The organism is Alteromonas sp. ABH4_454 (assembly GCF_056311775.1).
This window is the reverse complement of sequence record NZ_CM149972.1, coordinates 1,580,234-1,601,906: the sequence shown is the minus strand read 5'-3', so window position 1 is coordinate 1,601,906 and position 21,673 is coordinate 1,580,234. Positions and strand designations below refer to the sequence as shown.

Genomic DNA, 21,673 nt, shown 5'->3' with positions numbered 1-21,673 from the left:
TCATTGCTCACAACTTGCTGCTTCGTCTGCACACGCTTTAATATAAAATTCTTCAGCAGGGGTGGCAATTAACGTATCGATAAGCGTATTGGCAGCATGTTTAGCAACGTAGCGAGTTTTCTCATTCGGCTCATTATCACCGACTTCATAGGTAACACCATGCACGTGATAAACATCAGCAAAAAACTGTTTAAAAACGCCTTTCCCTGGCGAAGTGCCAGGTTTATCTACGACTTTAAATACGCCTTTGGTTTGCGTTTGCAAGTCGGCCAACCAACCTACAACCATGTCCCTAGGGGCGATATTTTCATCTACCGGAATGGTATAAAAAACATTGTTATGGGTAGAGTGAAAGTCCATACCCATTACAATTTTCCCGCCAGCATTCGTTATTTTATCTAGATATGTTTTCACGGCCTTGGTCTCTGGTTGAGAGAATACATTCCAATCGCGGTTTAGATCTTTATGCCCAACACTATGTCGCCAATGACCATTGGCTACACCATCAGGGTTTATGTTCGGGACAACCAGCACATTAAAGCGCGACAAAAACGCATTGTTTTCAGATGTAATGGTTAAGAATTGATTTAGAAAAGAGAACATGGCTACCGCGCCTGTTACTTCCGGTGGGTGTTGACGACCAACGAAAATAACCCACTCTGTGTTTTCAGGCTTTTCAAGAGCAAATGCAGAAAGCGTGCGGCCTTCGGTAGATTTACCAATCGTAAACGGCTTAATGGCAAAGTCTTGCTCAGCTTGTTTTAGCCAGTTTGTGTAAACAGAATTTGGAATAGGACGCTGGGCTGCCACATACAGTGGCTGCTTTGATACCGGCAAAGTTAGTGTCATGCCCTGCTCTGTGGTATCAAACGCGGTTATCTTCCAGCTTTTTCGATCGTAACTCACTTTAGGTAAATACCTTGGCGTATAACCGTCAAAGGTCAGCACTACGTCTACTTTTTCAGCTTGTTTTGACGATGAATCACCTGCTGCGGTAACACTAAAGTAATACCAAGGGCTAGGATTTATGGGCTTATCTTCTGGTAAGAAGTCTCAATACATAGGTGCCGTTTTCGTCGACTTCACAGGAATCTAACTTACCGGCTTCAAAATCTGCAGAAAAAGTAACGCCTTCGAATTCACACGCCAATGTAAAAGGGGAAGCAAATGCCAGTGCAATGAAAAGTAATCGGAACATGATATCTCCATGAAATAAGCGCCCACCTAATGGTAAGCGCCTTTTTATGATGTGAAAATAGATTAAGTGTTTAACTTAGAATTTATGATTTAGAGTTACGTAGGTATAACGGCCAATTGATGAATGAAGGCTACTGCTGAAACCAAAAGTTTCATCGGCAAACGGCGGTTCTTCGTTAGTCAGGTTACGCATGCCTACGGTCACTTTCGTTTTTCCGCTAAACAATGCATCTTTACTAAAGCGGTAACTTACGTACGCATCTAACGTTGACCAATCATCAATGACGTAAGTCACTAAATCACCTGAATCGTCGGTATAATTTAAGCTAGTGTCTTCAACATCACTAACGTAACGATATTTAAGACCGGCACGCCATGCATCTCGAGAATAGGTTAGCGATAAATTAGCCCGCCATTCTGGGCGTTCGTTTTGACGAATAAGGTCGCCATCGCTACCAAATATGGCAACTTGCTCACCTTCGTACAATAACGCTTCATTTCCAGCTTTTTGCGCTGTAACCACTAGGTCTGTGATATCGTCTGACCCTTGATCGAACTTTCTCAAGTTGGCGGCACTGAGCTTAATGGAAAAATCACCTATTTCAGTTTCAAAACGGTAATCAGCACTGTAATCGATACCAGAAATGTCTCTTGGTAGTAAGTTAGTGTAATCATTTCGAATATATATAATTTCGTCATTTTCATCACGAACCACATTTTCATTCGAGCTACCCTGGCTACGTAATAGCGCATCATACAAGATTTGTGTTTGGCTATTTAAAATACCCACCGTATTCTCTTGTTTGATTTGCCACCAATCGACTGTGAGGGTTAACGCTTTGGTAGGGGTAAGTACTACGCCAAACGAGTAATTTTCACTTTCTTCGGGGCTTAAGGTATCGCTACCATTTCGAAGTTCTAGCGTACCACGATTCGTTTGTGTCAACGGATCGGTTCTGGTATTAGAACGGGCAACATCTACTGCTGTGGTTTGTGGCAATCCTGGCGCTTTAAAGCCCCCTGAATATGCACCACGAATTAATGCGTTTTCATTTACCGTCCATGCAAGGGCAAATTTAGGCTTAAATACACTGCCTACGTCAGAGAAATCTTCGTAACGCCCGGCTACCTGTAAATTTAAATTTTCAACAAACGGTTTATCGGCCAACAATGGAATAGCAAATTCCGCGTACGCAGATACCACATTACGACTTCCGCTAGCATCTGGCGTAGGGCTACTTCCTAATACTTGGCTAGCAATTTCGGACGAAGTGCCACCCACTAAGTCACTGAAAAACAATGTGCCATTCAAATCATCGGTACGTTTGTCAAAAAAGCTTTCATAGCGATATTCAATACCTGCGGCAAAACCTACATCACCGGCGGGTAGACTAAATAAATCTGGTCGAGATACTTTGGCATCAATTGAAGCAAGTTCTGTTTCTGACTCCCGCTCAACATCCACCATAAAGCTGTCGATAACACTTTGAGATACCGGCGTATCATCGACCGTATTTGGGTTAGTTACACTGGCGCCGCTAAAAATATTGTAAGCCGTGCTTTCGTCAGTACTATTAACCGCTTGTTGGAACAAGGTGGTGTTAATTCGATTTGCGGTATCTATAGTATTGGCTTTTGAATACAACACGGCGGAATCGAAGTCCCAATCGCCGATATAACCACGAGAGCCTGCTAATAAACGATAGCTGTAATCATCGACTTCGATATTTCGAGGGCCTGTATCAATGGGACGATAGCGACGAACAGTCACGTCTTCACCAAAAGGGTTGTAAAATGCATCAGCAGAAACTGTAAAACGCTGTGCTGTTAAATTGCCCGATTGTTCACGAATACGTTTTGCTGTTGCTGAGTAGTAAAGGGCTTCACCGTATATCTCAACATCATCATTAATTTGGTGATTCACCAAGGTGTATAGATTGAGCCTATCGACTTCCGAGCTCAAGCTACGCTGTGAGTTTGAGTCGAAGCGCATATCTCGAGGCGTTGATCCAGAAGACGCGCACACATCGCCATTAACTTCCGCAACACAATCGTCGTATGACGCTGGCTCAAGGTGAAAGGTGCCTAGACTGTCTGAGGAAAATTCACCCCATGGCGTTACCGTTGAGCGATTATCTAGTTGTGTATCGCCAACAAAATCAGCAGGCACTTCGCTGTAGTTACGTAAGTCAGAACTGGCAGAATAATCCCGCTCACTCGCCATAACCATATCGCGATGATAGTACCCACCACTAAAAGTAACGTGGGTTTTATCATTGTTAAATAACCAACCACCAGCGCCTGATAAATTGATTTGGTCACGACCTGTACCCTGACTACTGCCATAGTGGGCTTGAAGCTCACCGCCCGTATACTTGTCGTCTAAAACATAATTTACTACACCTGATATGGCATCAGTACCGTAAATAGCCGCAGCGCCATCGCGTAACACTTCAACGCGTTTTAGTCCTTTAACTGGAAGCGTATTTGAATTCACGGTAGTAACAGGTACTAAGTTTTCGGCTTGCGTACCTGGGTGTAGCACTAATCGGCGACCGTTCAACAGCGTAAGCGTATAACCTGTGCCTATACCACGTAGGTTTACTGATGAGACATCGCCACGTGCGTCGTTAACACCACCAACTACACGCTCGCTATTAAAATTTACAGCACCTTGTTGCGGTAACTCCGCTAAAATTTCAGCGCCACTGCTTAAGCCTAAACCGTCAATATCTTCAGATGACATCATGGTGACGGGCAATGCGCCAGTATCTTGCATCCCACGGATGTTTGAGCCAGTAACCTGAATACGCTCTACACTTGCTTCTTGTTTCTGAACGTCAGCAGTAACGGGAATGGCAGAAGGGTTTTGTGGTTGGTTTTTCTCTTCGCTACCAATCGGTGTAACAATATAGATACTTTTAGAGGTTTGCTTGTAGGTGAAGCCAGTGCCTTCAAGCAAGGTAGAAAGTGCATCTTGCACATCCATACTACCTTCTAGCTTAGGGGCTAGTTTTTGCTTTATTCTAGCGTCTGAAAACAAGATTTGAATTTCACTGTGCTGTGCCAGTGAGAGTAATGCGTTATCAAGTGTAGTAGCTTGAATTGAAAGGTTATCTATTTGCTGTGCTTTTAAGCCTGAGCTTAGTGATAATGCGACACACAGGGCTAACGTACTTGTTGTGGTTTTTGGCAACTTCATGGCTGCTCCTATAGTATTTTAATGTGTTCCCTTTTAGTTAATACGCAGCCAAAAACAAAACCCTCCGCTATTTCTTCACTAGTTTTATATTTTCTTCATCTCTTTTCGCTTCTATCGGCAAGGTTGCTTCAAGTGCCGTTAAAATCGCATCGCCATCTGACAGCTTAAAAACGCCACTAATACGCAAATCGGCTACATCCTGACTAATCACTATTTTTTTGCTTCTATAGCGGTTAAAACTGGCAATAACTTTATCTAACCGTTCTTCATCAAAACGTAAGTAACCCGTACGCCAACTTTGCGCTTTTACTACACTGTCCACATTTTCTTTTGCGATAAGTGCACTGGTATCATTGAATGATGCAACTGCGCCGGCTTCCAATAACACTTGGGTATCACCTTTAGCTGGTTTGTCGGTGTTCGACTCTGCCTTTTCTTCAATGGCGACGATACCTTCTTCTACGGCTATATCAAACCCAGACTGTGACAGCTTAATATTAAACTTCGTCCCTACGACTCTCACTGTTTTATTTACGGTATGAATTAAAAATGGACGGGAGCGATCTTTAGCAATATCAAAAAATGCCTCACCGTGTTCTAGCCAGAGCTCTCTGTGCGCTTCGCTAAACTTTATATTAATGCGGGTATCTGTATTTAACGTAATGGTAGAGCCATCTGGTAATCCAACATTGCTCACCTCGCCTATGGCAGTGGAATAACTATTGGCAAGGTCACTGTTAGCAATACGTTGGTCAGGCGCATCATAATGCGTGATGAGTAAAAAGCAGAATGATGCTACAACAATAGATGCGGCTAGATAGCGCATGCGATAGAAACGTTTTTCCAACTTTTGGCGCCACCCTATATGAGGCGCAATGTGAGCAGAGCTCTCCCATACTAAAAGCGCATCGTCAAAAGCTGCTTGATGGGCGGCTTTTGCATCGCACCATGCAAGGATCTCACTTTCTTCTTTAGCTGTCAGTTCACCAGAGTAAAGACGCACAACGTAATCACTTGCACGTTTATTGATTGAATGCTGGTTCAAAGCCGTAGCCATTAATCTTGCACCTTATTTCGAATAGCCGTCAATGCGGCCGAAATGTATTTTTCTACTGTACTAACAGAAACGCCTAATATATCGCTGATTTCCCGATAAGCTTTACCTTCAACACGGCAAAGTACAAACGCAGATTTGTGATGAGGATTAATATTTTCAAGCACACTTTCAATTTCAATGAGTTTCTCAGCTATCCCTGCGTGCTTCTCGGGTTCATTGCTCCACGTAGAGTATAGGGTATCAGAAAATGGTTCATGCGCTTCATGAGCACGTACCTTTGCTCGCCGTTCTCTATCGATGATTAAATTGGTGACAACGGTAAACAAAAAACTTCTAAACGTATCTTGGCGCGCTTCAATCTTTTGAGCCATTCCATCTAGTGAAAACAGTTTGGCGTACATTTCTTGAAGAATATCTTCCACTTCCGAGGAATTAGCTCGTGCCCTTACTCGAATAAACCGACGAAGTGCCGGTTCATGCTCAGAAATGAGGTGGTAGAGCGTAGCGTTGTCGCTTTGAGATTGCGCTATAGCTGATTGAGTATTTAAATAAACAACTTTCACACTGATTCTTCATTCATTTCTGGCCTACTTATTAATACGCAGTGAAGCATAAATCCCTCCACCTTTTTTCATTTTATTTCTAGCCAGAAAATAAAAAACCCGGCATAAGCCGGGTTTTTGCAATACAAAAAACGTAAAAATTAACGCTTTGAGAATTGTGGACGCTTACGCGCTTTGTGTAGACCAACTTTCTTACGTTCAACGCGACGTGCGTCACGAGTAACGAAGCCAGATTTACGAAGTGCTGGACGTAGTGCTTCATCATACTCCATAAGAGCACGAGTAAGACCGTGACGGATTGCACCCGCTTGACCGTTAGAACCACCACCTTTAACAGTGATGTATACGTCAAACTTTTCAGTCATTTCAACAAGTTCAAGTGGCTGACGAACAACCATGCACTCTGTTTCACGACCAAAGTACTCGTCAAGAGCGCGTTGGTTTACTTTAATGCTACCTGTGCCTGGACGTAGGAACACACGAGCAGTAGAACTTTTGCGGCGGCCTGTGCCGTAGTATTGAGTATCTGCCATGTTAATAGCTCCTTAAATGTCCAAAACTTGTGGTTGCTGTGCTGCGTGAGAGTGTTCTGCACCAGCGTAAACTTTCATTTTACGGAACATTGCGCGGCCTAGAGGGCCTTTTGGCAACATGCCTTTAACTGCTTTTTCAAGAACCATTTCTGGCTTGTGAGCAATTAGTTTTTCAAAGTTTGTCTCTTTAAGACCACCTGGGTAACCAGAGTGCGCATAGTACATTTTGTCTTGCGCTTTACGGCCTGTAACCGCAACTTTTTCAGCGTTGATTACGATGATGTAATCACCAGTGTCCACGTGAGGAGTGTACTCTGGCTTATGCTTACCACGAAGGCGTAGTGCGATTTCAGAAGCCAAACGGCCTAGAGTTTTGTCTGTGGCGTCTACCACATACCAGTCACGTTGTACCGTTTCTGGCTTAGCAACAAAAGTTTTCATTTTCAAATTCACCCGAATAATATCGTCGTTACTGATTTCTGAACACCAGAAATCACCTTAAAATCAACACAAAGACCCCTTCGAGCCGGCTGATTCTTCCACCTTCCCAAAGGTGGGCGTAACTGGGCAGGGCGCGAATTATACAGGAATTGAAGGAAATGCGAACCCCCAACAACAAAAAACATGGATAAAATTCCATCATCAGCCGATGACACAGAAACTGAGTTAATGTACTGTACGCCCGTTGCATTCAATTCTTCTAATAACTCTAATGAAAAGACCCCACTTTGTAGCTTCAGTTTTTATGCTGCTCACACTAACGAACCTATCGATCAGTTATTCCCTCCCCTCTAGAAAACGGGACAAGCAAACCGATATTGTTAACAATGGGTTGAACCAACTTCAGTATTAAATGCAGCCTTTCTTCACCTTTAGTGGCCACGCACTAATGGCCATATTATTTATCTAATTAAACTCTTTTATCTGGTATTTTCATGACAATAAAAAAACGACTTTCCTCACTTGTTATCGCAGGATTAGCATCAGCGGCACTTATCACTCCGGTAGCGGCGTCAGCCGACGAACTGCTTAAGCTTCAACAACAGTGGGCATCCGTGAACTATAAATTAGAGGGCGACGCGCAAGTTAGCGCCTTTTCAGAACTTATCGAACAAGCTACAAAATTCGTAGAGCAATCTGAGAATAGTGCAGAGTCACTTACTTGGCTGGCTATTACTCAATCCAGCACAGCAAGTGCCAAAGGAGGATTGGGCGCCTTAGACTTTGCTAAAAGTGCGAAAGAAAATTTAGAGCGCGCCATTGAAAAAGAAGAATCAGTTCTAGACGGAACGGCATTAACCGTATTAGCCGCGCTTTATCACAAAGTGCCGGGCTGGCCTGTGAGCTTTGGTAGTGACAAAAAAGCTGAAAAGCTATTTAAGCGTGCACTGGAAATCAATCCTCAAGGGATGGACCAAAACTTCTTTTATGCCGAGTATCTGTTCGACGAAGGAGAATACAAAGAAGCCCAAACCTTTTTAACCCGCGCTAACAATGCACCGGAAAAGGCAAACCGACCTTTGGCTGATAAAAAGCGTAGAGAAGAGATTGCTGCACTTCAAGCAAAATTAGATACTAAAGCTTAGTTCACATAGTGGCTTGATAAGTAAAGGTGGACGTTTCACTAACTTTCCACCTTCGCTCTATCAACGCCTCTTAATCAATGCTGTTTATTCAATACCGCTTTACAGCCTAGGCTTAGTCGCTTTTTCTGCAATCATCACCGACTGCCAGTGTCTTGTTTACTTCCTATCCACCAAACTTAATGCGTACACCAGCATTGGCAATAAAGCCATCATTGCGTGACCAGATGTCGGTTGTCCAACGTCCACTTGGTGCCTGTGACTGCAATAATAACGGGTGCTCATCGGTTTGCTGAACATCAAGTAAGTTTTCTAGGTTTAAGAACCAGCTGTAGCGGCCTGTGGTTATTTGTCCGAGTAAACCTAGATGCCAATAAGGTTTAGTTTCAGTAATGTAAGGGTTGTCGTCTACTCGCTGAACACCGGTATAGTACGCCTCGAACCCTAGCATAAACTTGCCGTGTTGCTCCCACATCGCTACAAAGCCAGCCGAATGCTGAGGTGTTAGCGCGAGCTCTCTCCTGCCGCTAGCATTGGGAACCTCTTCTGTCGCGTCTAAGTAAAGATAGCTTGCGGTTAACTTTAGGTCTTTCCAATAGTAGCGAAGTAAGACTTCAGAACCCCTAATTTTTGATTCACCTTCTGCGTTTACCAAGCGTACGTTTGTGGGTGGTGTCCCATCACTTGTTTCTACAGTTTCTAAGCGAGTCACGTTATCAACGTTAGAGCCGAATAGGGTAAGACTGGTTTCAATATCGTCAAAACGATAGGTAACATCTAAAGACGCGGTCTGCGCTTGCTCTTCTTGAAGGCCATCTATTGGTAATAAGCGCGACAGTCCGGCAGCTTCGATTTCTTCAACAAAAGGCGTGGGGGCAAAATAGCCCTCTCCATAAGAACCTCTTATCGTGACGTCGCCGGGGCGATATAAAAACGATACTCGTGGGCTAAATTGAGTACCATATTCACTGTGATCGTCTAGCCTCGCACTCGCTGATGTAGTGAATTCATCGCTTATTTGATAGTCCACCTGGGTGAAGATACCCGGAACCTCGTAGCTGTAATCAAAAGACCCAAAGGTATCCGAATCGTAAGTATTAGATTGATAGGCAACTCCCACCAACCAATCACTCTTTTCCGTGTACCCAGCCAAACTAGTTTCAGCGAGGTAACTTTCGTGCTGATCACTTTCTAAGCCTGATAACTCATTGCCGAATTGATGCGTATGTTCTTGTGACATCGCTGAAAAGCGTGAATTAAGGGTAAGTGTATCGCCAAGAGGCTTTTCAAACACAAGACCACTGTCAATGCGCTCTGACTCAAGCCCACGAATAAAAGGAACAGCCGTTTCTCCAATGCCTACAGTCGCATCTCCTACAGTCCCGCCTTGTCGGTTTTCCGTCATATATCCGGTTGTAAAATAAAGGCGCTCGCCCTCATCTCCTTCCCAGAAAATACGCGGTCTTACCGTGTAGCGTTCATAGCCGGCCAAGTCGGCCCAGCCATCGTTATCAAGATCTTTCTCACTTTGATGATGCGCGCCGGCAGTCACAGAGCCACTTAGGCTGTCGCTGAAAGGCGTTGCCATGTAGGTTGTAAAATCTTGGCCGTCACGGGTTGTAAAATTCATCAAAGCCTCCCCTTCAAACTCATCTTTTGGGCGACGAGAGACAAGGTTGATAACACCACCTAGCGCTGAGCCACCATACAGCGATGATGCTGAACCTTTGATAATTTCAACACGCCCTAAGTCTGTAGGAGGAATTTGAAGTAAGCCAATGGACGCTGATTGGTTACCGTAAAGCGGCAGTCCGTCAGATAAAAGCTGGGTATAACGGCCATACAGACCTTGAAGGCGAATATTAGCACTGCCAATAGCTGGAGATGTGGTTTGCATTCTCACACCACCGGTTTCGGCGACCAACATAGAAATGTTACCCGGTCGCATGGCTGCCTTTTCCTGAATTTCTTCTCGGTTAATCAATTCAACCCGAACAGGCTGATCATCGGCTATACGACCTGAGCGCGTTGCTTGAACCACTATTTTTTCGACTTTTTCTTCATGGTGCTCATCGTGTTCATCTTCATGAGCATAAGCGTTAGGCGCAAGTATAGGTAAATTGAATGCTGACAATGCCATGATGAAAAGTGATGGCTTAAAAAGTGTCTTTGGCATGATTATCCATAAGTCCATTATACAGAGCGCGCATTACATCATAATCGGTTGTCAGGCTCACACCATTCCGCCTTGTGAAATCATACGTTCAAAGCATGTATAGTGAACATAGACGGCGCTCAATCAAAATTTACATACCGTGGAATTTGTGAGCTATTCTTCATAGGCTACGCTTATTTACATGTATAAATCGTAAACAGTATTTTTCTGACATCAGCACTCCTATTATGAAGAAAAAGGAGTGCCCGTATGCCTAAGATCCCGCGTTCATCAGATAACGACTATACCCATGATATGAGCCAGACCCGCCGCGAATTTATTGCTCGCGAAACTGGCACTGAGTTAAACCACTTAGGACACTATTCAATCCCCCCCGAAACCTTGTCGGGAAACATTGAAAATTTTGCAGGTGTTGCACAGGTGCCTATCGGCTTTGCAGGGCCAATGCTAGTCAATGGAGAGCATGCCAAAGGCGAGTTCTACGTTCCAATGGCCACAACAGAAGGTACGCTAACAGCCAGCTACAGCAGAGGTATGCGCTTAACGAGAGAAGCAGGCGGCATAACCACCACAGTTATAGATGACGCTATGCAGCGAGCGCCCATGTTTGCGTTTTCTAACGCAAGAGAAGCCCTCGAATTTGGCAAGTGGGTCGAGCAAAACTTTGAAGACATCAAACGCGCCTGTGATGACACCACCAGCGTAGGTAAACTGAGGGATATCGAGCAATATGCCGCCTCTAAGCTTCGCTGGCTTAGGTTCAACTTTACCTGTGGCGATGCTGCTGGGCAAAACATGGTAAGCAAAGCCACTAAGGCAGGCTGCGAGTGGATACAGGCAAACTATTCGGGGCCCATTGAGCACTTTGTGCTGGCAGCAAACCTTGATACTGATAAAAAGCACTCGCACTTAAACTCGCTGCATACCCGCGGTAAGCGCGTTGTCGCAGAAGTCACCCTACCAAAGCAACTTATGACGGATATTATGCATTGCCCGCCTGAGGCTTTGTTTAAACAGCGTCAATATTCAAATATGGGGGCGTTGATGGCCGGTAGCGTTAACAATGGTGCCCACTTCGCCAACGGCATCACCGCTATGTTCATCGCTTGCGGGCAAGATGTGGCTAATGTAGCTGAATCGTCGGCCGGGTTTACCTACGCTGAGATTACGCCAAATGGAGATTACTACTTCTCTGTTACGATTCCATCGTTAATTGTTGCTACGTACGGTGGTGGAACCGGCTTAGCTACACAAAACGAATGTTTAAGCGTACTTGGCTGTACAGAAAGAGGTAGCGTTAACAAGTTTGCGGAAATTGTTGCGGCGACCGTGCTATGTGGAGATCTGTCTCTGGGTTCTGCTGTGGTAGCGGATGAATGGGTGAGCAGTCACGAGAGACTAGGTAGGAACCGTTAGAGCTAACGGGTTGTCACAATTCGATTTCACCAATGACGGGAAACTAACTTGTGAAGGTTTATTGAGCTTCGGTACAGCTCTAGATCGCTGGGATACTAGGGCGCGTAACTACGAAATATGCGCCTATTCCCATAAACATTGCGATGCCTATGTAAGCGGGGATCGGCATTGATGCAAATAGACAAATAAGAATAAAACTTATCAGCATACTGCAACACGCTATGCATTTTACCTTTTTAGATATTGCACCGTGTTTACGCCAGGCAACCAGACTTGGGCCGTATTTGGGATGCTGAATAAGCCAACTTTCAAGGCGCGGTGAAGATTTAGTGAAACAGAAAAGCGCGCCTATCAAAAATACCGTTGTCGGCATTACGGGTAAGAAGGCACCAATAATACCCAAACACGTTAAAAACAACCCTAACGATAAATACAGTACTTTTTTCATAAAACGGTTACGCCCAATTCAGTCCAACTCCTTGGTCAGTGTTGTCTGTTAACACCGGCTAAGCACCATTCCAACGTGCTAGTTTAGTACACAGATTTTAGACAAAATGGATCTATATGCCCTTGTCGTAAATCAAACCTACTTATTAAACATATAACACAATGGCAAAGTTTCCATCTACATTGGTCTAATTTTTTGGCCTTTATGCGTGATGTATTTATACACAAGTAGCCCAACATCTTTGAGACAAACTAGACGTTGAATAACCTGTTACTGTGTTTTTAGAGCGTAACTAAAGCAATTCACTTAGCATTAGAAGATTGTTTAACCTGCTGCCACAGTGCTTCCATTTCACCAAGCGTCAATGCGTCGAGCTTGTCGCCCTGTTCAGCCGCTAAGCGCTCTACGCCTTTAAAACGGTTAGCGAACTTGTTACTGGCGTTTCTAAGTGCGGTATCAGCATCTACCTTGCAATGTCTTGCCAAGTTAACCATGGCAAAAAGTGCATCGCCAATTTCTTCTTCGATAGCCTGCTGGTTATCAGGCATACCATTGCTTGAAGGCTTTTCGACTACACTGTTTGCAGATAGAAGGCGTTGCTTCGTATCAAGCTCTTGCTGAATCTCTTCTACTTCCTCACGCACTTTATCTATGACAGGTGCGGCATCAGGCCAATCAAAACCTACCTTTGCACAGGCTTTCTGCAGCTTTTGCGCGTACATAAGTGCCGGCATACCTTTGGGTACGCTATCTAAAATACTGGTTTCTACTGCTTCGCCGTCTTGCTTTAAGCGCTGCTTTTTAAGCCGCTTTTCTTGAGCTTTAATTGCATCCCACTGCGCGTTTAAAGCGCTGTCGTTCAACTGGGTACGTTCGCCCGTGACGTTTTCAGTTGTATCGCAAGCGCTCTCAGATGCAAGCTGATTAGCAAACACATGAGGATGACGACGCACGAGTTTTTCGCTAATGCTTTGTGCCACATCGTCAAAAGAAAATGCACTCGATTCATTGGCGATTTGCGCGTAAAACACCACTTGAAACAGCAAATCACCGAGCTCATCTTTGATATCGTGCATATCACCAGTGGCGATAGCATCTGCCACTTCATAGGCTTCTTCTATGGTGTAGCGAGTTAGGCTTTCCATGGTTTGTTTCACATCCCACGGACATCCAGATTGCGGGTCGCGCAGCTGCGTCATAATTTCGAGCAGCCGCTGCATTTCGCCAAGGCTAGCTTTGCTTGCGTTTTGCATCTGTCACGCCCTTTAGCTGTCGCAATTGGGTTAACACTTTTGACACTCTTTCAAGGTCATTAACTTCGATAGATATGGTAATTAGTGCCGTCTGCCTGTTTTTATCACTTAAGCTGTTTACGCCTAAAAGCGGTACGTTTTCATTTGCCAACACAGTAGTAATGTCGCGCAACAGGCCATTTCTATCGTGGCAAAATATATCAATGCCCGTCTCAAAACCCACTTTAAGCTCATGTGACCAATTCACTTCGATCTGACGCTCAGGGTGCTGTGACAACAAGTGCTGCAGCTGACTGCAACTTTCTTTGTGAACGCTTACGCCACGGCCTTGTGTGATATAGCCTAAAATAGCTTCGCCGGGAACTGGCTTACAGCAGTTAGCCAGCTGACTCATTAAGTGCCCCACGCCCTGCACGACTACTGCATCTTTTTTGCCCGTGCCTGCCGCAGTCTTGCGTGTTTTCACCTTAGGACTAATTTCAGGCTCAGGGGCTGGCGGTTCTTGCAAGTGATGAATAAAGTTAATCACCTGCATAACGCGCACATCACCGGCACCTACCGCAGTGTACAAGTCATCAAGGGTTTGTAAGTTAAACTTCTCAAACGCCTCGTTAGGCACTTTGGCGGGCAAATGAGCACGCTGAAGTTCACGTTCTAGCAGCTCTTTACCGGCAGCAAGGTTTTTGTCTCTGTCCTGCTTTTTAAAGAAAGAATGGATAGTGGCACGGGCCCGCGATGAATGCACATAGCCAAGGCCCGGATGCATCCAGTCCCGACTCGGATTTGGCTCTTTTCCGGTGAGTACTTCTATCTGATCGCCACTTTGCAGTAAATAAGTGAAAGGCACTATTCGTCCATTCACTTTTGCGCCAATACAGCGATGGCCTACGTTGCTGTGAATGTAGTAGGCAAAATCAAGTGGCGTAGCGCCTTGGGGAAGGTCAATAACGTCGCCTTTCGGGGTGAACACGTACACTCTATCGTCAAACACTTGGCTACGAAGCTCTTCAACCAAATCGCCCGATTCTGCCACTTCTTCTTGCCATGCAAGTATGCGGCGAAGCCAGTTTATACGCTCGTCATAGCCAGACTGTTTACCCGTACTACCCTCTTTATATTTCCAGTGCGCAGCCACACCAAGTTCGGCGTCTTGATGCATTTTCTGGGTACGAATTTGAATCTCAACCGACTTCCCTTCAGGCCCCACAATAACCGTATGAATTGACTGATATCCATTGGGTTTAGGGGTTGCGATATAATCGTCGAATTCGTTAGGTAAATGCTTATAGCTTGCGTGAACGGTACCTAGCGCTGCGTAGCAATCTTGTAGTCGCTCGGCAATAATACGCACTGCACGAATATCAAAAAGCTGCTCAAACGTAAGGCGCTTTTTCTGCATTTTTTTCCAAATGCTGAAAATATGTTTAGGACGGCCATAAACTTCAGCGCGGATCTCTTCACCATCAAGTAAGCCTTGCAAGTCGCCTACAATAGTTTCTATATACTCGGCACGTTCTCTGCGCTTACCATCTAACTGTTTAGCAATTTGTTTGTAGGTAATGGGGTGTAAATAACGAAACGCGAGATCTTCAAGTTCCCACTTTAACTGTCCGATACCTAAGCGGTTTGCCAGTGGCGCATAGATACTGGCGCACTCTCGTGCCACCATAACACGGGTTTCTTCGTCAGCTTTTTTAACCTGTTGTAGTGCACAAATACGCTCAGCCATCTTAATAACAACGGCACGTACGTCTTCTACCATCGCTAGGAGCATACGACGAATGCTGTCTATGTGCTGCTCGTCTGATCTTTCAGCAAAGCCAGAGCCGTTCACTTTGCGGGCATGTAACGACTTGATGGCATCCATTCGACGCACGCCAACGATAAGGTCTCGAATCTCCCCACCAAATTCATCAACAATATCTTCTTCACTTAAAGCGTGCTGTTCGCAATAAGGAAACACCAGGGCTGCCTGAAGCGTTGCATCATCCATATTAAGCTGACACAAAATCTCAACCATTTCCTGACCCACCAATAGTCGCTCAGGAATGGAGGACACAGCACTTAGCTTATCTTTTGTTTCTGCACTCAGCTCAAGACTGTCTAGCCAGGCTTCAAAGGGGGGCCGGTCTGCTTCGTGGACCTTTCTTGTTGATACCATATCCTTTACTCGTTACTGCTGCTTTCGCGTAAACAAGGCCATCATTTCCATGTGATGGGTGAAGGGGAACATTTCTGCTATGCCCGCTTTTTCCATTTCATAACCTCCGTCTATCAACACTTTTGCGTCTCTAGAAAACGTACTTGGATTGCAAGAAACATACACTATCGTTTTTGGTAGTGCTTTTACAAGCGCATGACAAACGGTCAATGCCCCTTCTCTTGAAGGGTCAAGCAGTACCTTATCAAAACCCTGCTGTAATGAAGCCTCGACGTTGGTCTTATCTGCCAAATCTAAATGCAGCCACTCGACATTTTTAATGCCCTGTCGCTGTGCATTGTCTTTTGCGCGGCGCACCATTTCTGCCACACCCTCTACCGCTTGTACCCGTGCACCTGACTTAGCAATAGGTAAGGTAAAATTGCCCAGCCCGCTAAACCAATCGGCAATACGTTCGTTGGGCTGTGGGTTTAGCCAGTCCATTGCTTGGTTAATCATTTTTTCGTTAACCACTTTATTTATTTGAATAAAGTCATTAGCACTGGGGGAAATAGAACAGTCATTTATCGTAGACATAACCAAATCATTACCACGCCCCACACTGCTTATTTTCCCTTGCTTATTTTCAAGCTTTAACTCAATACCGTGGTCGCCAACCGATGAACTCGCGTTCACCAATTCGCTCACTGCATCAATAAGCTCAGCTTCAAGGGCTTTGGTGTGTTTAATAACAAGGTGCGAGATATTATCACCGGCGATAAGGCTGATATGCCCAATGTGTCGAGCTGACTCGAAGCCTGTAAGCACGTTTTGTAAAGGGCCAATGATATTAGATAAATGGTCGACCAGTATTGGGCAACTTTCTATATTAACGACGTTGTTGCTATTCGCTTCACGAAAGCCTAGTTTAATTTGATTCGGGTTGCGGGCATCGATAGCCAGCCTTGCTTTTCGGCGATATTGAGGTCGAGGCCCCACTAACGGTGCTTGCCAAACATTTGGCTTCATTGCCAATTGACGTTCCATCATTACTTTAATGGCGTTGTCTCTTTGCTTAAGGGCAGCATCTGGCTTTATGTGCTGTAGCTGACACCCACCACACGCATCAAACACAGGGCAGAAAGGTGCTTGTCTTGCCTCACTTGGTAATTGAATATTTGTCGCCTTCGCGTTAATCACTTTCTTTTTGCTAGATAGCACCTCTATGTCACAGGTTTCCCCAACAAGGGCACCTTCAACAAACATCATAGGGTTGCCGCGCACTACCCCATGGCCCATCCAGTCGATATCTTCGATGGTAACTGTATTGGACCTTTGGCTTTTATTGCCTTGTGAGGCTTTATTAGCTTTTCCAAATCGAAGTCCTGCGACTTGCGCGTTGGCGCTAGCATTACCTTTCTTTGCATTGCCCCTTAGGCGGGAAGACGCTGTGTCTTTTTGCTTGCTGCGTGATTGTTTAAAAAGGTTTGCCAAGTGTGACTCCGGTAACTTGCTTTGCGTAGTTTGATATTTGTTGCGTTTCTTGCAAACGCAGACCAGATAGATGTCATCTACCTGGGCTTCATTGAGTCTGCGTTTTCGTAGTGCGCGTTTTAGTTAACGCCCGCTTTAGTAAACGATTAGGACTCTAGTATAACGGTGGCGACGGCATAATGCTGCTCGTCTGAAATACTGATCACGCTTCGAGTAATGCCCCGTGCCTCACACATAGCAGCAAATTCACCAGAAAAATAAAGTTCGGGCGCCCCTAGGTCGTTGTTACGCACTTCTATGTGTTGCCAACTTATTCCATTTCCAATACCCGTACCGAGGGCTTTCACCGCGGCCTCTTTAGCGGCAAAACGTTTTGCTAAAAAGCGTACTGGTGTAGCGTGCTCACTAAACGTCTGCCACTCGGCAGGCGTAAGTACACGCTTGGCCAAACGTTCGTTAGCGCTCTCGCCTTTACCAAGGCGAGCAATTTCTACAATGTCAGTACCTAGCCCTGCAATCGCCACGTTATCTACACCCTTTTGAATCTAAGCTTAAATGCCCGCGCGAGCTTCAAGCATCAGCTTACGCATATCAGCCACTGCTGTGTGAAGTCCGTCGAAAGCAGCGCGAGCGATGATAGCATGACCAATATTAAGTTCGATTAGCTGAGGAATAGCGGCAATTGGTTTAACGTTGTGATAGTGCAAGCCGTGACCCGCATTCACTTTAAGCCCTAAACTGTCAGCATACTCAATACCTTCAACTAAGCGAGCCAGCTCTTTTTGCTGCTCATCTTCACTGGTAGCTTCTGCGTATTGTCCGGTGTGAATTTCAATATAAGGCGCGTTACATGCTGCCGCTGCATCAATTTGCGCTTTATCTGCGTCGATAAACAAAGACACTAGGATGTTTGCATTCGCAAGACGCTCGCACGCTGCTTTAATATTCTCGAAATTGCCCGCTACATCGAGTCCACCTTCGGTAGTCAGCTCTTCGCGCTTTTCTGGTACTAGACAGCAAAAAACAGGTTTTACTTCTTCTGCAATGGCCAGCATTTCATCGGTTACTGCCATTTCCAGATTAAGTCGGGTGTTAATGGTTTGCGCTAAAATACGTACGTCGCGATCTTTGATATGACGGCGATCTTCACGTAAGTGAACGGTAATGCCGTCTGCACCTGCACGCTCAGCAATGTCCGCAGCGTGCACTGGATCTGGATAATGTGTACCGCGCGCATTGCGAAGCGTTGCGATATGGTCGATGTTAACGCCTAATAGAATCGTGCTCATTTCACCACCTAACCTGTAAGAGCGAAAGAAGATGCCTGCTCTTCATGTTTAATACATTATTTAAAGGGCGCAAACACCCTTCTTTAGAAAGTGGAGATTGTAGCAAATTTTTTTATAGAAGGTGCTGTTTAAGCATTTGAGTTAAGAGAAAATAATTTAAAGAAACTGACAGTGACAGCAGGTTTACTCAATCACATAAGTTCTCATAAAATAAAGTGTTTAGGGGTAAGTGCTCAAATGCGTTAGGGTGTTAGCGATTTTAACTTTTTTATGCCCTAGCGGGGCTTCGGCATAAATAGTTCGCGGCTTTTAAGCGGCTTGTCGCCAATGAGTGGTTTAAGCAAGTCGCGACAAAGCACTTTAGCAACCTTCTTGCTAAGCGGGGTAAATTCTCCCTGTGACAAACTAAGCAATGCTCGCCCGGGAAAGCCTCGCATACCCCTCGTGCCAGCCATATCTTCGGGAATAGGCACAAAGCCCGCATCTATTTGAAAGTTATAGCTACCTGTTTCTTCTATTGGCATTTCGTATTCTACGTCAGTAGTGAAATCGGGAAGTAACCCCATTTCATCAAGTAGTGCAAATTCGAACTGTCGCAAGGTCACTTCTATGTCGCTATTATCACGAAGGGACAGTAATGCATTTTCATAAGCGTTGTGTACGCCATCGCTGGCAAGGCCGGCGGGCATAACGCGGTTGGTTAGCTCGTTTACATACATGGCACAAAACAACGCTGTGCCTACAAGATTGATGGACGGGGCGACGCTTTCAACGTGACGTAGGTTTTTTAACTCTGACTTTCCACTTAACTGTAGGCGAAGATGCTGGAAAGGTTGAAGCAGGCTCTTTTTATCTGACTTACTGTTTTTCACGCCTTTAGCTACCGCGCTAACACGCCCCTCTTCCAGGGTGAAAAAGTCAACAATATAGCTGGTCTCCCTGTAAGGGCGTCTATGCAGTACATAGGCATTTAACCATTCATTATTCATTGTTGTTCACTATGGTTTAGCACCGAATCGGTAGCTATTTAGGTGCAAGTTAAAAGGTGTAAGTCAAAAAAAGTTTATTTTAGCGTCAAGGGCAGTGACTTATTAGCTGCGTTTAATTCTTACCACTTTCATGGTTTCAAATTCAATGCCGGCCACTTCTTCTACATGGCGATAATAGGTTACGTTTACTCTTGCCCCTTTTAAGCTTTGATATTGCTGCTTTCGCCGGTAAATAAAAGGGACATCAATGCCTTCAAGCATAATGGTATGGCGTATCCAATCGCTGTCTTTTTCTTCACGCTGAACGTGAGAAATTACTTTAACGTTATCGGTTTGATTAAGCTGACTATGCTTTTCCACCAGCTTCTGTCGTTCGCTTTTCACCCTTGCCTCTTTTTTCTTATTTTTTAGTTCTTTAGCACGTATCGCTTTTTGACTAGCTAGGTTTTCTGAGACTCAATGTTGTACCTAAATCAACTTCGCTTAAACCGCTTCTATTTGCTCAATAATAAGCTGTACAGTTTCTTGCCCTCTGAAAACATTGATATCCAGGCGGTAAGCGATATGTACACGCTTTACCATGGCATTAGGCCATGCTTTTAAATCAACGTTAAACGCAATAGCGTCTACTTCATTGGCGCCGTCACTTTTCAACACCATCTTAAGGTGCTTTTGTCCCACTAGGCGCTGATCGAGAAGCGTAAATTCTCCATCAAATAACGGTGATTCAAAGCCCTGCCCAAACGGACCGGCCTGGCGCAATAAATGCGCAAAAGGCAAACACAATTCTTCTGAAGATAAATCACCATCAGAGAGCAATGCATGATTGCCATCAAGCTTTTCCATATGGGTACGAGCAACATCAACAAAAGCTCGTTCAAAATCTGGAAGCTTTGCGACAGGCAAACTCAATCCAGCGGCCATGGCGTGACCACCAAATTTCTCGATAACGCCGGGATAGCGTGTGTTTACTTCATCAAGTACATCGCGGATGTGCACACCAGGAATGGAGCGCGCTGAGCCTTTAATAACAATATCGTCTTGATGAGCGAAAGCGATAACAGGTTTAAGATACTTCTCTTTTAAACGCCCTGCCACAATCCCAATCACGCCTTGGTGAAAGTCTTCGCGATAAACCACCAGCGCGCTTGGCATATCGCCTTCATCCAGCGCCATTTGCTCTAGTACAGTTTCGGCTTGCGCTTTCATGCCGGTTTCAATTTCACGGCGCTCCTTGTTAAGTGCGTCGAGCTCTGCCGCTATCATTCGCGCTTGAATGGTTTCATCTTCTAATAAACAAGCAATGCCTTGCGACATATCGTCTAAGCGACCAGCGGCATTAAGTCTTGGGCCTACTACAAAACCCAAGTCGGTCGAAGTTAGATGGGCGCAATCGCGGTTTGCCACTTCAACTAGTGCCTTGATACCAGGTCGACACTTACCAGCCCGAATACGTTGAAGCCCTTGATGAACTAGAATTCGGTTATTTTTATCTAAAACCACCACATCGGCCACGGTGCCAACAGCAACAATATCTAACAGAGACGCTAAGTTAGGTGGTGCAATACCTACTTTCTCAAAATACCCTTGTTGCTGTAGCTCAGCTTTGAGCGCGAGCATGATATAAAATGCCACACCCACGCCAGCTAAATTTTTAGAAGGGAATTCACAGCCAGGTTGGTTAGGGTTCACTATCGCATCAGCTGGCGGTAATGTATTACCCGGCAAGTGGTGATCGGTTACAACAACCTGCATTCCTAAGGATTTTGCATGGGTCACACCGTCAATACAGGATATGCCGTTATCCACGGTTACTATAATGTCTGCGCCTTGTTTAGCTGCCTCATCGACAATAGGTACACTAAGCCCATAACCAAAATCAAAGCGGTTAGGTACCAGGAAATCAACGTTATGATAACCCATGGCTCGAAGCGCCAGTATACATACCGACGTACTGGTAGCGCCATCGGCATCAAAATCGCCCACTATGATAACGCGCTTATTTTGCACAACGGCATTAGCAAGGATTTGCGCGGCTTGAGGCATCCCTTTTAATACGTTGAAATGCGTAAGCCCTTTAAGGCCATTCTCCAAGTCATCCATATTCGCAATATTGCGACCGCGATAAATTCTGTCGATAACAGGGTGTAAGTCGGAACTTAACGAGGCGCCGGAGACCTCACGGCGAACAATAGGCAAAATCATGAAATACCACTAAACCAATACTGTGATTGCAGTTGTCTTAAACAGTTAATACGAATCAAGTTTAGGCGAACTTAAATTGAACATATTCGATAAAGAATGAAAATTTTCAAATAGAAGTTCTGCGCTAA

19 protein-coding genes are annotated in these 21,673 nt (G+C 45.0%); 2 read left to right on the top strand and 17 right to left on the bottom strand.

The annotated features are described in order from the left end of the window. The 7 genes from ACYX4W_RS07015 to rplM all read right to left on the bottom strand — a co-directional run bounded on the left by ACYX4W_RS07015 (position 1) and on the right by rplM (position 6,993). Positions 1–906, bottom strand: coding sequence for a M14 family metallopeptidase (locus ACYX4W_RS07015; RefSeq protein ID WP_476075093.1), 906 nt, complete (start codon positions 904–906; stop codon positions 1–3). 127 nt (positions 907–1,033) lie between these two features. Further along, positions 1,034–1,198, bottom strand: coding sequence for a hypothetical protein (locus ACYX4W_RS07010; RefSeq protein WP_476075092.1), 165 nt, complete (start codon positions 1,196–1,198; stop codon positions 1,034–1,036). A 75-nt stretch (positions 1,199–1,273) separates the two neighbouring features. Further along, complete coding sequence (locus ACYX4W_RS07005) at positions 1,274–4,399, bottom strand: TonB-dependent receptor (RefSeq protein ID WP_476075091.1); 3,126 nt, start codon at positions 4,397–4,399, stop codon at positions 1,274–1,276. Between the two features lie 67 nt (positions 4,400–4,466). Then, a complete protein-coding gene (locus ACYX4W_RS07000; RefSeq protein ID WP_476075090.1) occupies positions 4,467–5,456 on the bottom strand; it encodes a FecR family protein in 990 nt (329 codons plus the stop codon). Beyond that, positions 5,456–6,019, bottom strand: a complete 564-nt coding sequence (locus tag ACYX4W_RS06995) for an RNA polymerase sigma factor (protein WP_025256472.1) — start codon at positions 6,017–6,019, stop codon at positions 5,456–5,458. Before ACYX4W_RS06995 ends, ACYX4W_RS07000 begins: the two co-directional genes overlap by 1 nt. A 140-nt stretch (positions 6,020–6,159) precedes the next feature. Beyond that, positions 6,160–6,552: a 30S ribosomal protein S9 gene (rpsI, locus tag ACYX4W_RS06990; RefSeq protein WP_476075089.1), complete on the bottom strand. Its 393-nt coding sequence runs from the start codon at positions 6,550–6,552 to the stop codon at positions 6,160–6,162. Positions 6,553–6,564: 12 nt separating this feature from the next. Next, positions 6,565–6,993 (bottom strand): 50S ribosomal protein L13, encoded by a 429-nt coding sequence (rplM, locus tag ACYX4W_RS06985; RefSeq protein WP_012517329.1) that lies wholly within the window; start codon positions 6,991–6,993, stop codon positions 6,565–6,567. Positions 6,994–7,487: 494 nt separating this feature from the next. Here rplM and ACYX4W_RS06980 point away from each other — a divergent pair, with 494 nt between their 5' ends. Next, positions 7,488–8,138: a tetratricopeptide repeat protein gene (locus tag ACYX4W_RS06980; protein WP_476075088.1), complete on the top strand. Its 651-nt coding sequence runs from the start codon at positions 7,488–7,490 to the stop codon at positions 8,136–8,138. A 163-nt stretch (positions 8,139–8,301) separates the two neighbouring features. Here ACYX4W_RS06980 and ACYX4W_RS06975 read toward each other — a convergent pair whose 3' ends face one another. Beyond that, positions 8,302–10,311, bottom strand: coding sequence for a TonB-dependent receptor plug domain-containing protein (locus ACYX4W_RS06975; protein ID WP_476075087.1), 2,010 nt, complete (start codon positions 10,309–10,311; stop codon positions 8,302–8,304). 249 nt (positions 10,312–10,560) lie between these two features. On the opposite strand from ACYX4W_RS06975, the gene ACYX4W_RS06970 reads away from it, so the two are divergent. Then, a complete protein-coding gene (locus ACYX4W_RS06970) occupies positions 10,561–11,727 on the top strand; it encodes a hydroxymethylglutaryl-CoA reductase (RefSeq protein ID WP_476075086.1) in 1,167 nt (388 codons plus the stop codon). Between the two features lie 79 nt (positions 11,728–11,806). On the opposite strand, the gene ACYX4W_RS06965 is transcribed toward ACYX4W_RS06970, so the two are convergent. From ACYX4W_RS06965 to recJ, 9 genes are all read right to left on the bottom strand, one after another. Then, complete coding sequence (locus tag ACYX4W_RS06965; RefSeq protein WP_476075085.1) at positions 11,807–12,175, bottom strand: YbaN family protein; 369 nt, start codon at positions 12,173–12,175, stop codon at positions 11,807–11,809. 302 nt (positions 12,176–12,477) lie between these two features. Continuing rightward, complete coding sequence (gene mazG, locus ACYX4W_RS06960) at positions 12,478–13,428, bottom strand: nucleoside triphosphate pyrophosphohydrolase (protein WP_476075084.1); 951 nt, start codon at positions 13,426–13,428, stop codon at positions 12,478–12,480. Further along, on the bottom strand, positions 13,406–15,589 hold the full coding sequence (gene relA, locus ACYX4W_RS06955) for a GTP diphosphokinase (RefSeq protein WP_476054951.1): 2,184 nt from the start codon (positions 15,587–15,589) through the stop codon (positions 13,406–13,408). Before relA ends, mazG begins: the two co-directional genes overlap by 23 nt. A gap of 12 nt (positions 15,590–15,601) precedes the next feature. Further along, a complete protein-coding gene (gene rlmD / locus ACYX4W_RS06950) occupies positions 15,602–17,062 on the bottom strand; it encodes a 23S rRNA (uracil(1939)-C(5))-methyltransferase RlmD (RefSeq protein WP_476075083.1) in 1,461 nt (486 codons plus the stop codon). A gap of 146 nt (positions 17,063–17,208) precedes the next feature. Further along, the gene (gene acpS / locus ACYX4W_RS06945) at positions 17,209–17,586 is read right to left on the bottom strand and encodes a holo-ACP synthase (RefSeq protein WP_476075082.1); all 378 of its coding nucleotides are present in this window, start codon (positions 17,584–17,586) and stop codon (positions 17,209–17,211) included. Positions 17,587–17,613: 27 nt separating this feature from the next. Beyond that, positions 17,614–18,351: a pyridoxine 5'-phosphate synthase gene (pdxJ, locus tag ACYX4W_RS06940; protein ID WP_474808633.1), complete on the bottom strand. Its 738-nt coding sequence runs from the start codon at positions 18,349–18,351 to the stop codon at positions 17,614–17,616. 275 nt (positions 18,352–18,626) lie between these two features. Continuing rightward, positions 18,627–19,340 carry a DNA repair protein RecO gene (recO, locus tag ACYX4W_RS06935; protein ID WP_476075081.1) on the bottom strand — a complete coding sequence of 238 codons (714 nt, stop codon included), beginning with the start codon at positions 19,338–19,340 and terminating at the stop codon, positions 18,627–18,629. Between the two features lie 102 nt (positions 19,341–19,442). Beyond that, entirely contained in the window at positions 19,443–19,724 is a 282-nt protein-coding gene (locus ACYX4W_RS06930) for a hypothetical protein (RefSeq protein WP_474808637.1), read from the bottom strand. A gap of 99 nt (positions 19,725–19,823) precedes the next feature. Next, positions 19,824–21,545 (bottom strand): single-stranded-DNA-specific exonuclease RecJ, encoded by a 1,722-nt coding sequence (gene recJ / locus ACYX4W_RS06925; protein ID WP_476075080.1) that lies wholly within the window; start codon positions 21,543–21,545, stop codon positions 19,824–19,826. Positions 21,546–21,673: the final 128 nt, after the last annotated feature.

Excerpts from the sequence above, each read along its gene's own strand:
- recJ (WP_476075080.1), bottom strand. The coding sequence starts at position 21,545 with ATGATTTTGCCTATTGTTCGCCGTGAGGTCTCCGGCGCCTCGTTAAGT.
- ACYX4W_RS06980 (WP_476075088.1), top strand. The coding sequence starts at position 7,488 with ATGACAATAAAAAAACGACTTTCCTCACTTGTTATCGCAGGATTAGCA.
- ACYX4W_RS07000 (WP_476075090.1), bottom strand. The coding sequence starts at position 5,456 with ATGGCTACGGCTTTGAACCAGCATTCAATCAATAAACGTGCAAGTGAT.
- ACYX4W_RS07010 (WP_476075092.1), bottom strand. The coding sequence starts at position 1,198 with ATGTTCCGATTACTTTTCATTGCACTGGCATTTGCTTCCCCTTTTACA.
- mazG (WP_476075084.1), bottom strand. The coding sequence starts at position 13,428 with ATGCAAAACGCAAGCAAAGCTAGCCTTGGCGAAATGCAGCGGCTGCTC.
- ACYX4W_RS07005 (WP_476075091.1), bottom strand. The coding sequence starts at position 4,399 with ATGAAGTTGCCAAAAACCACAACAAGTACGTTAGCCCTGTGTGTCGCA.
- ACYX4W_RS06965 (WP_476075085.1), bottom strand. The coding sequence starts at position 12,175 with ATGAAAAAAGTACTGTATTTATCGTTAGGGTTGTTTTTAACGTGTTTG.
- recO (WP_476075081.1), bottom strand. The coding sequence starts at position 19,340 with ATGAATAATGAATGGTTAAATGCCTATGTACTGCATAGACGCCCTTAC.
- relA (WP_476054951.1), bottom strand. The coding sequence starts at position 15,589 with ATGGTATCAACAAGAAAGGTCCACGAAGCAGACCGGCCCCCCTTTGAA.
- pdxJ (WP_474808633.1), bottom strand. The coding sequence starts at position 18,351 with ATGAGCACGATTCTATTAGGCGTTAACATCGACCATATCGCAACGCTT.
- rplM (WP_012517329.1), bottom strand. The coding sequence starts at position 6,993 with ATGAAAACTTTTGTTGCTAAGCCAGAAACGGTACAACGTGACTGGTAT.
- rpsI (WP_476075089.1), bottom strand. The coding sequence starts at position 6,552 with ATGGCAGATACTCAATACTACGGCACAGGCCGCCGCAAAAGTTCTACT.
- ACYX4W_RS06975 (WP_476075087.1), bottom strand. The coding sequence starts at position 10,311 with ATGCCAAAGACACTTTTTAAGCCATCACTTTTCATCATGGCATTGTCA.
- ACYX4W_RS06970 (WP_476075086.1), top strand. The coding sequence starts at position 10,561 with ATGCCTAAGATCCCGCGTTCATCAGATAACGACTATACCCATGATATG.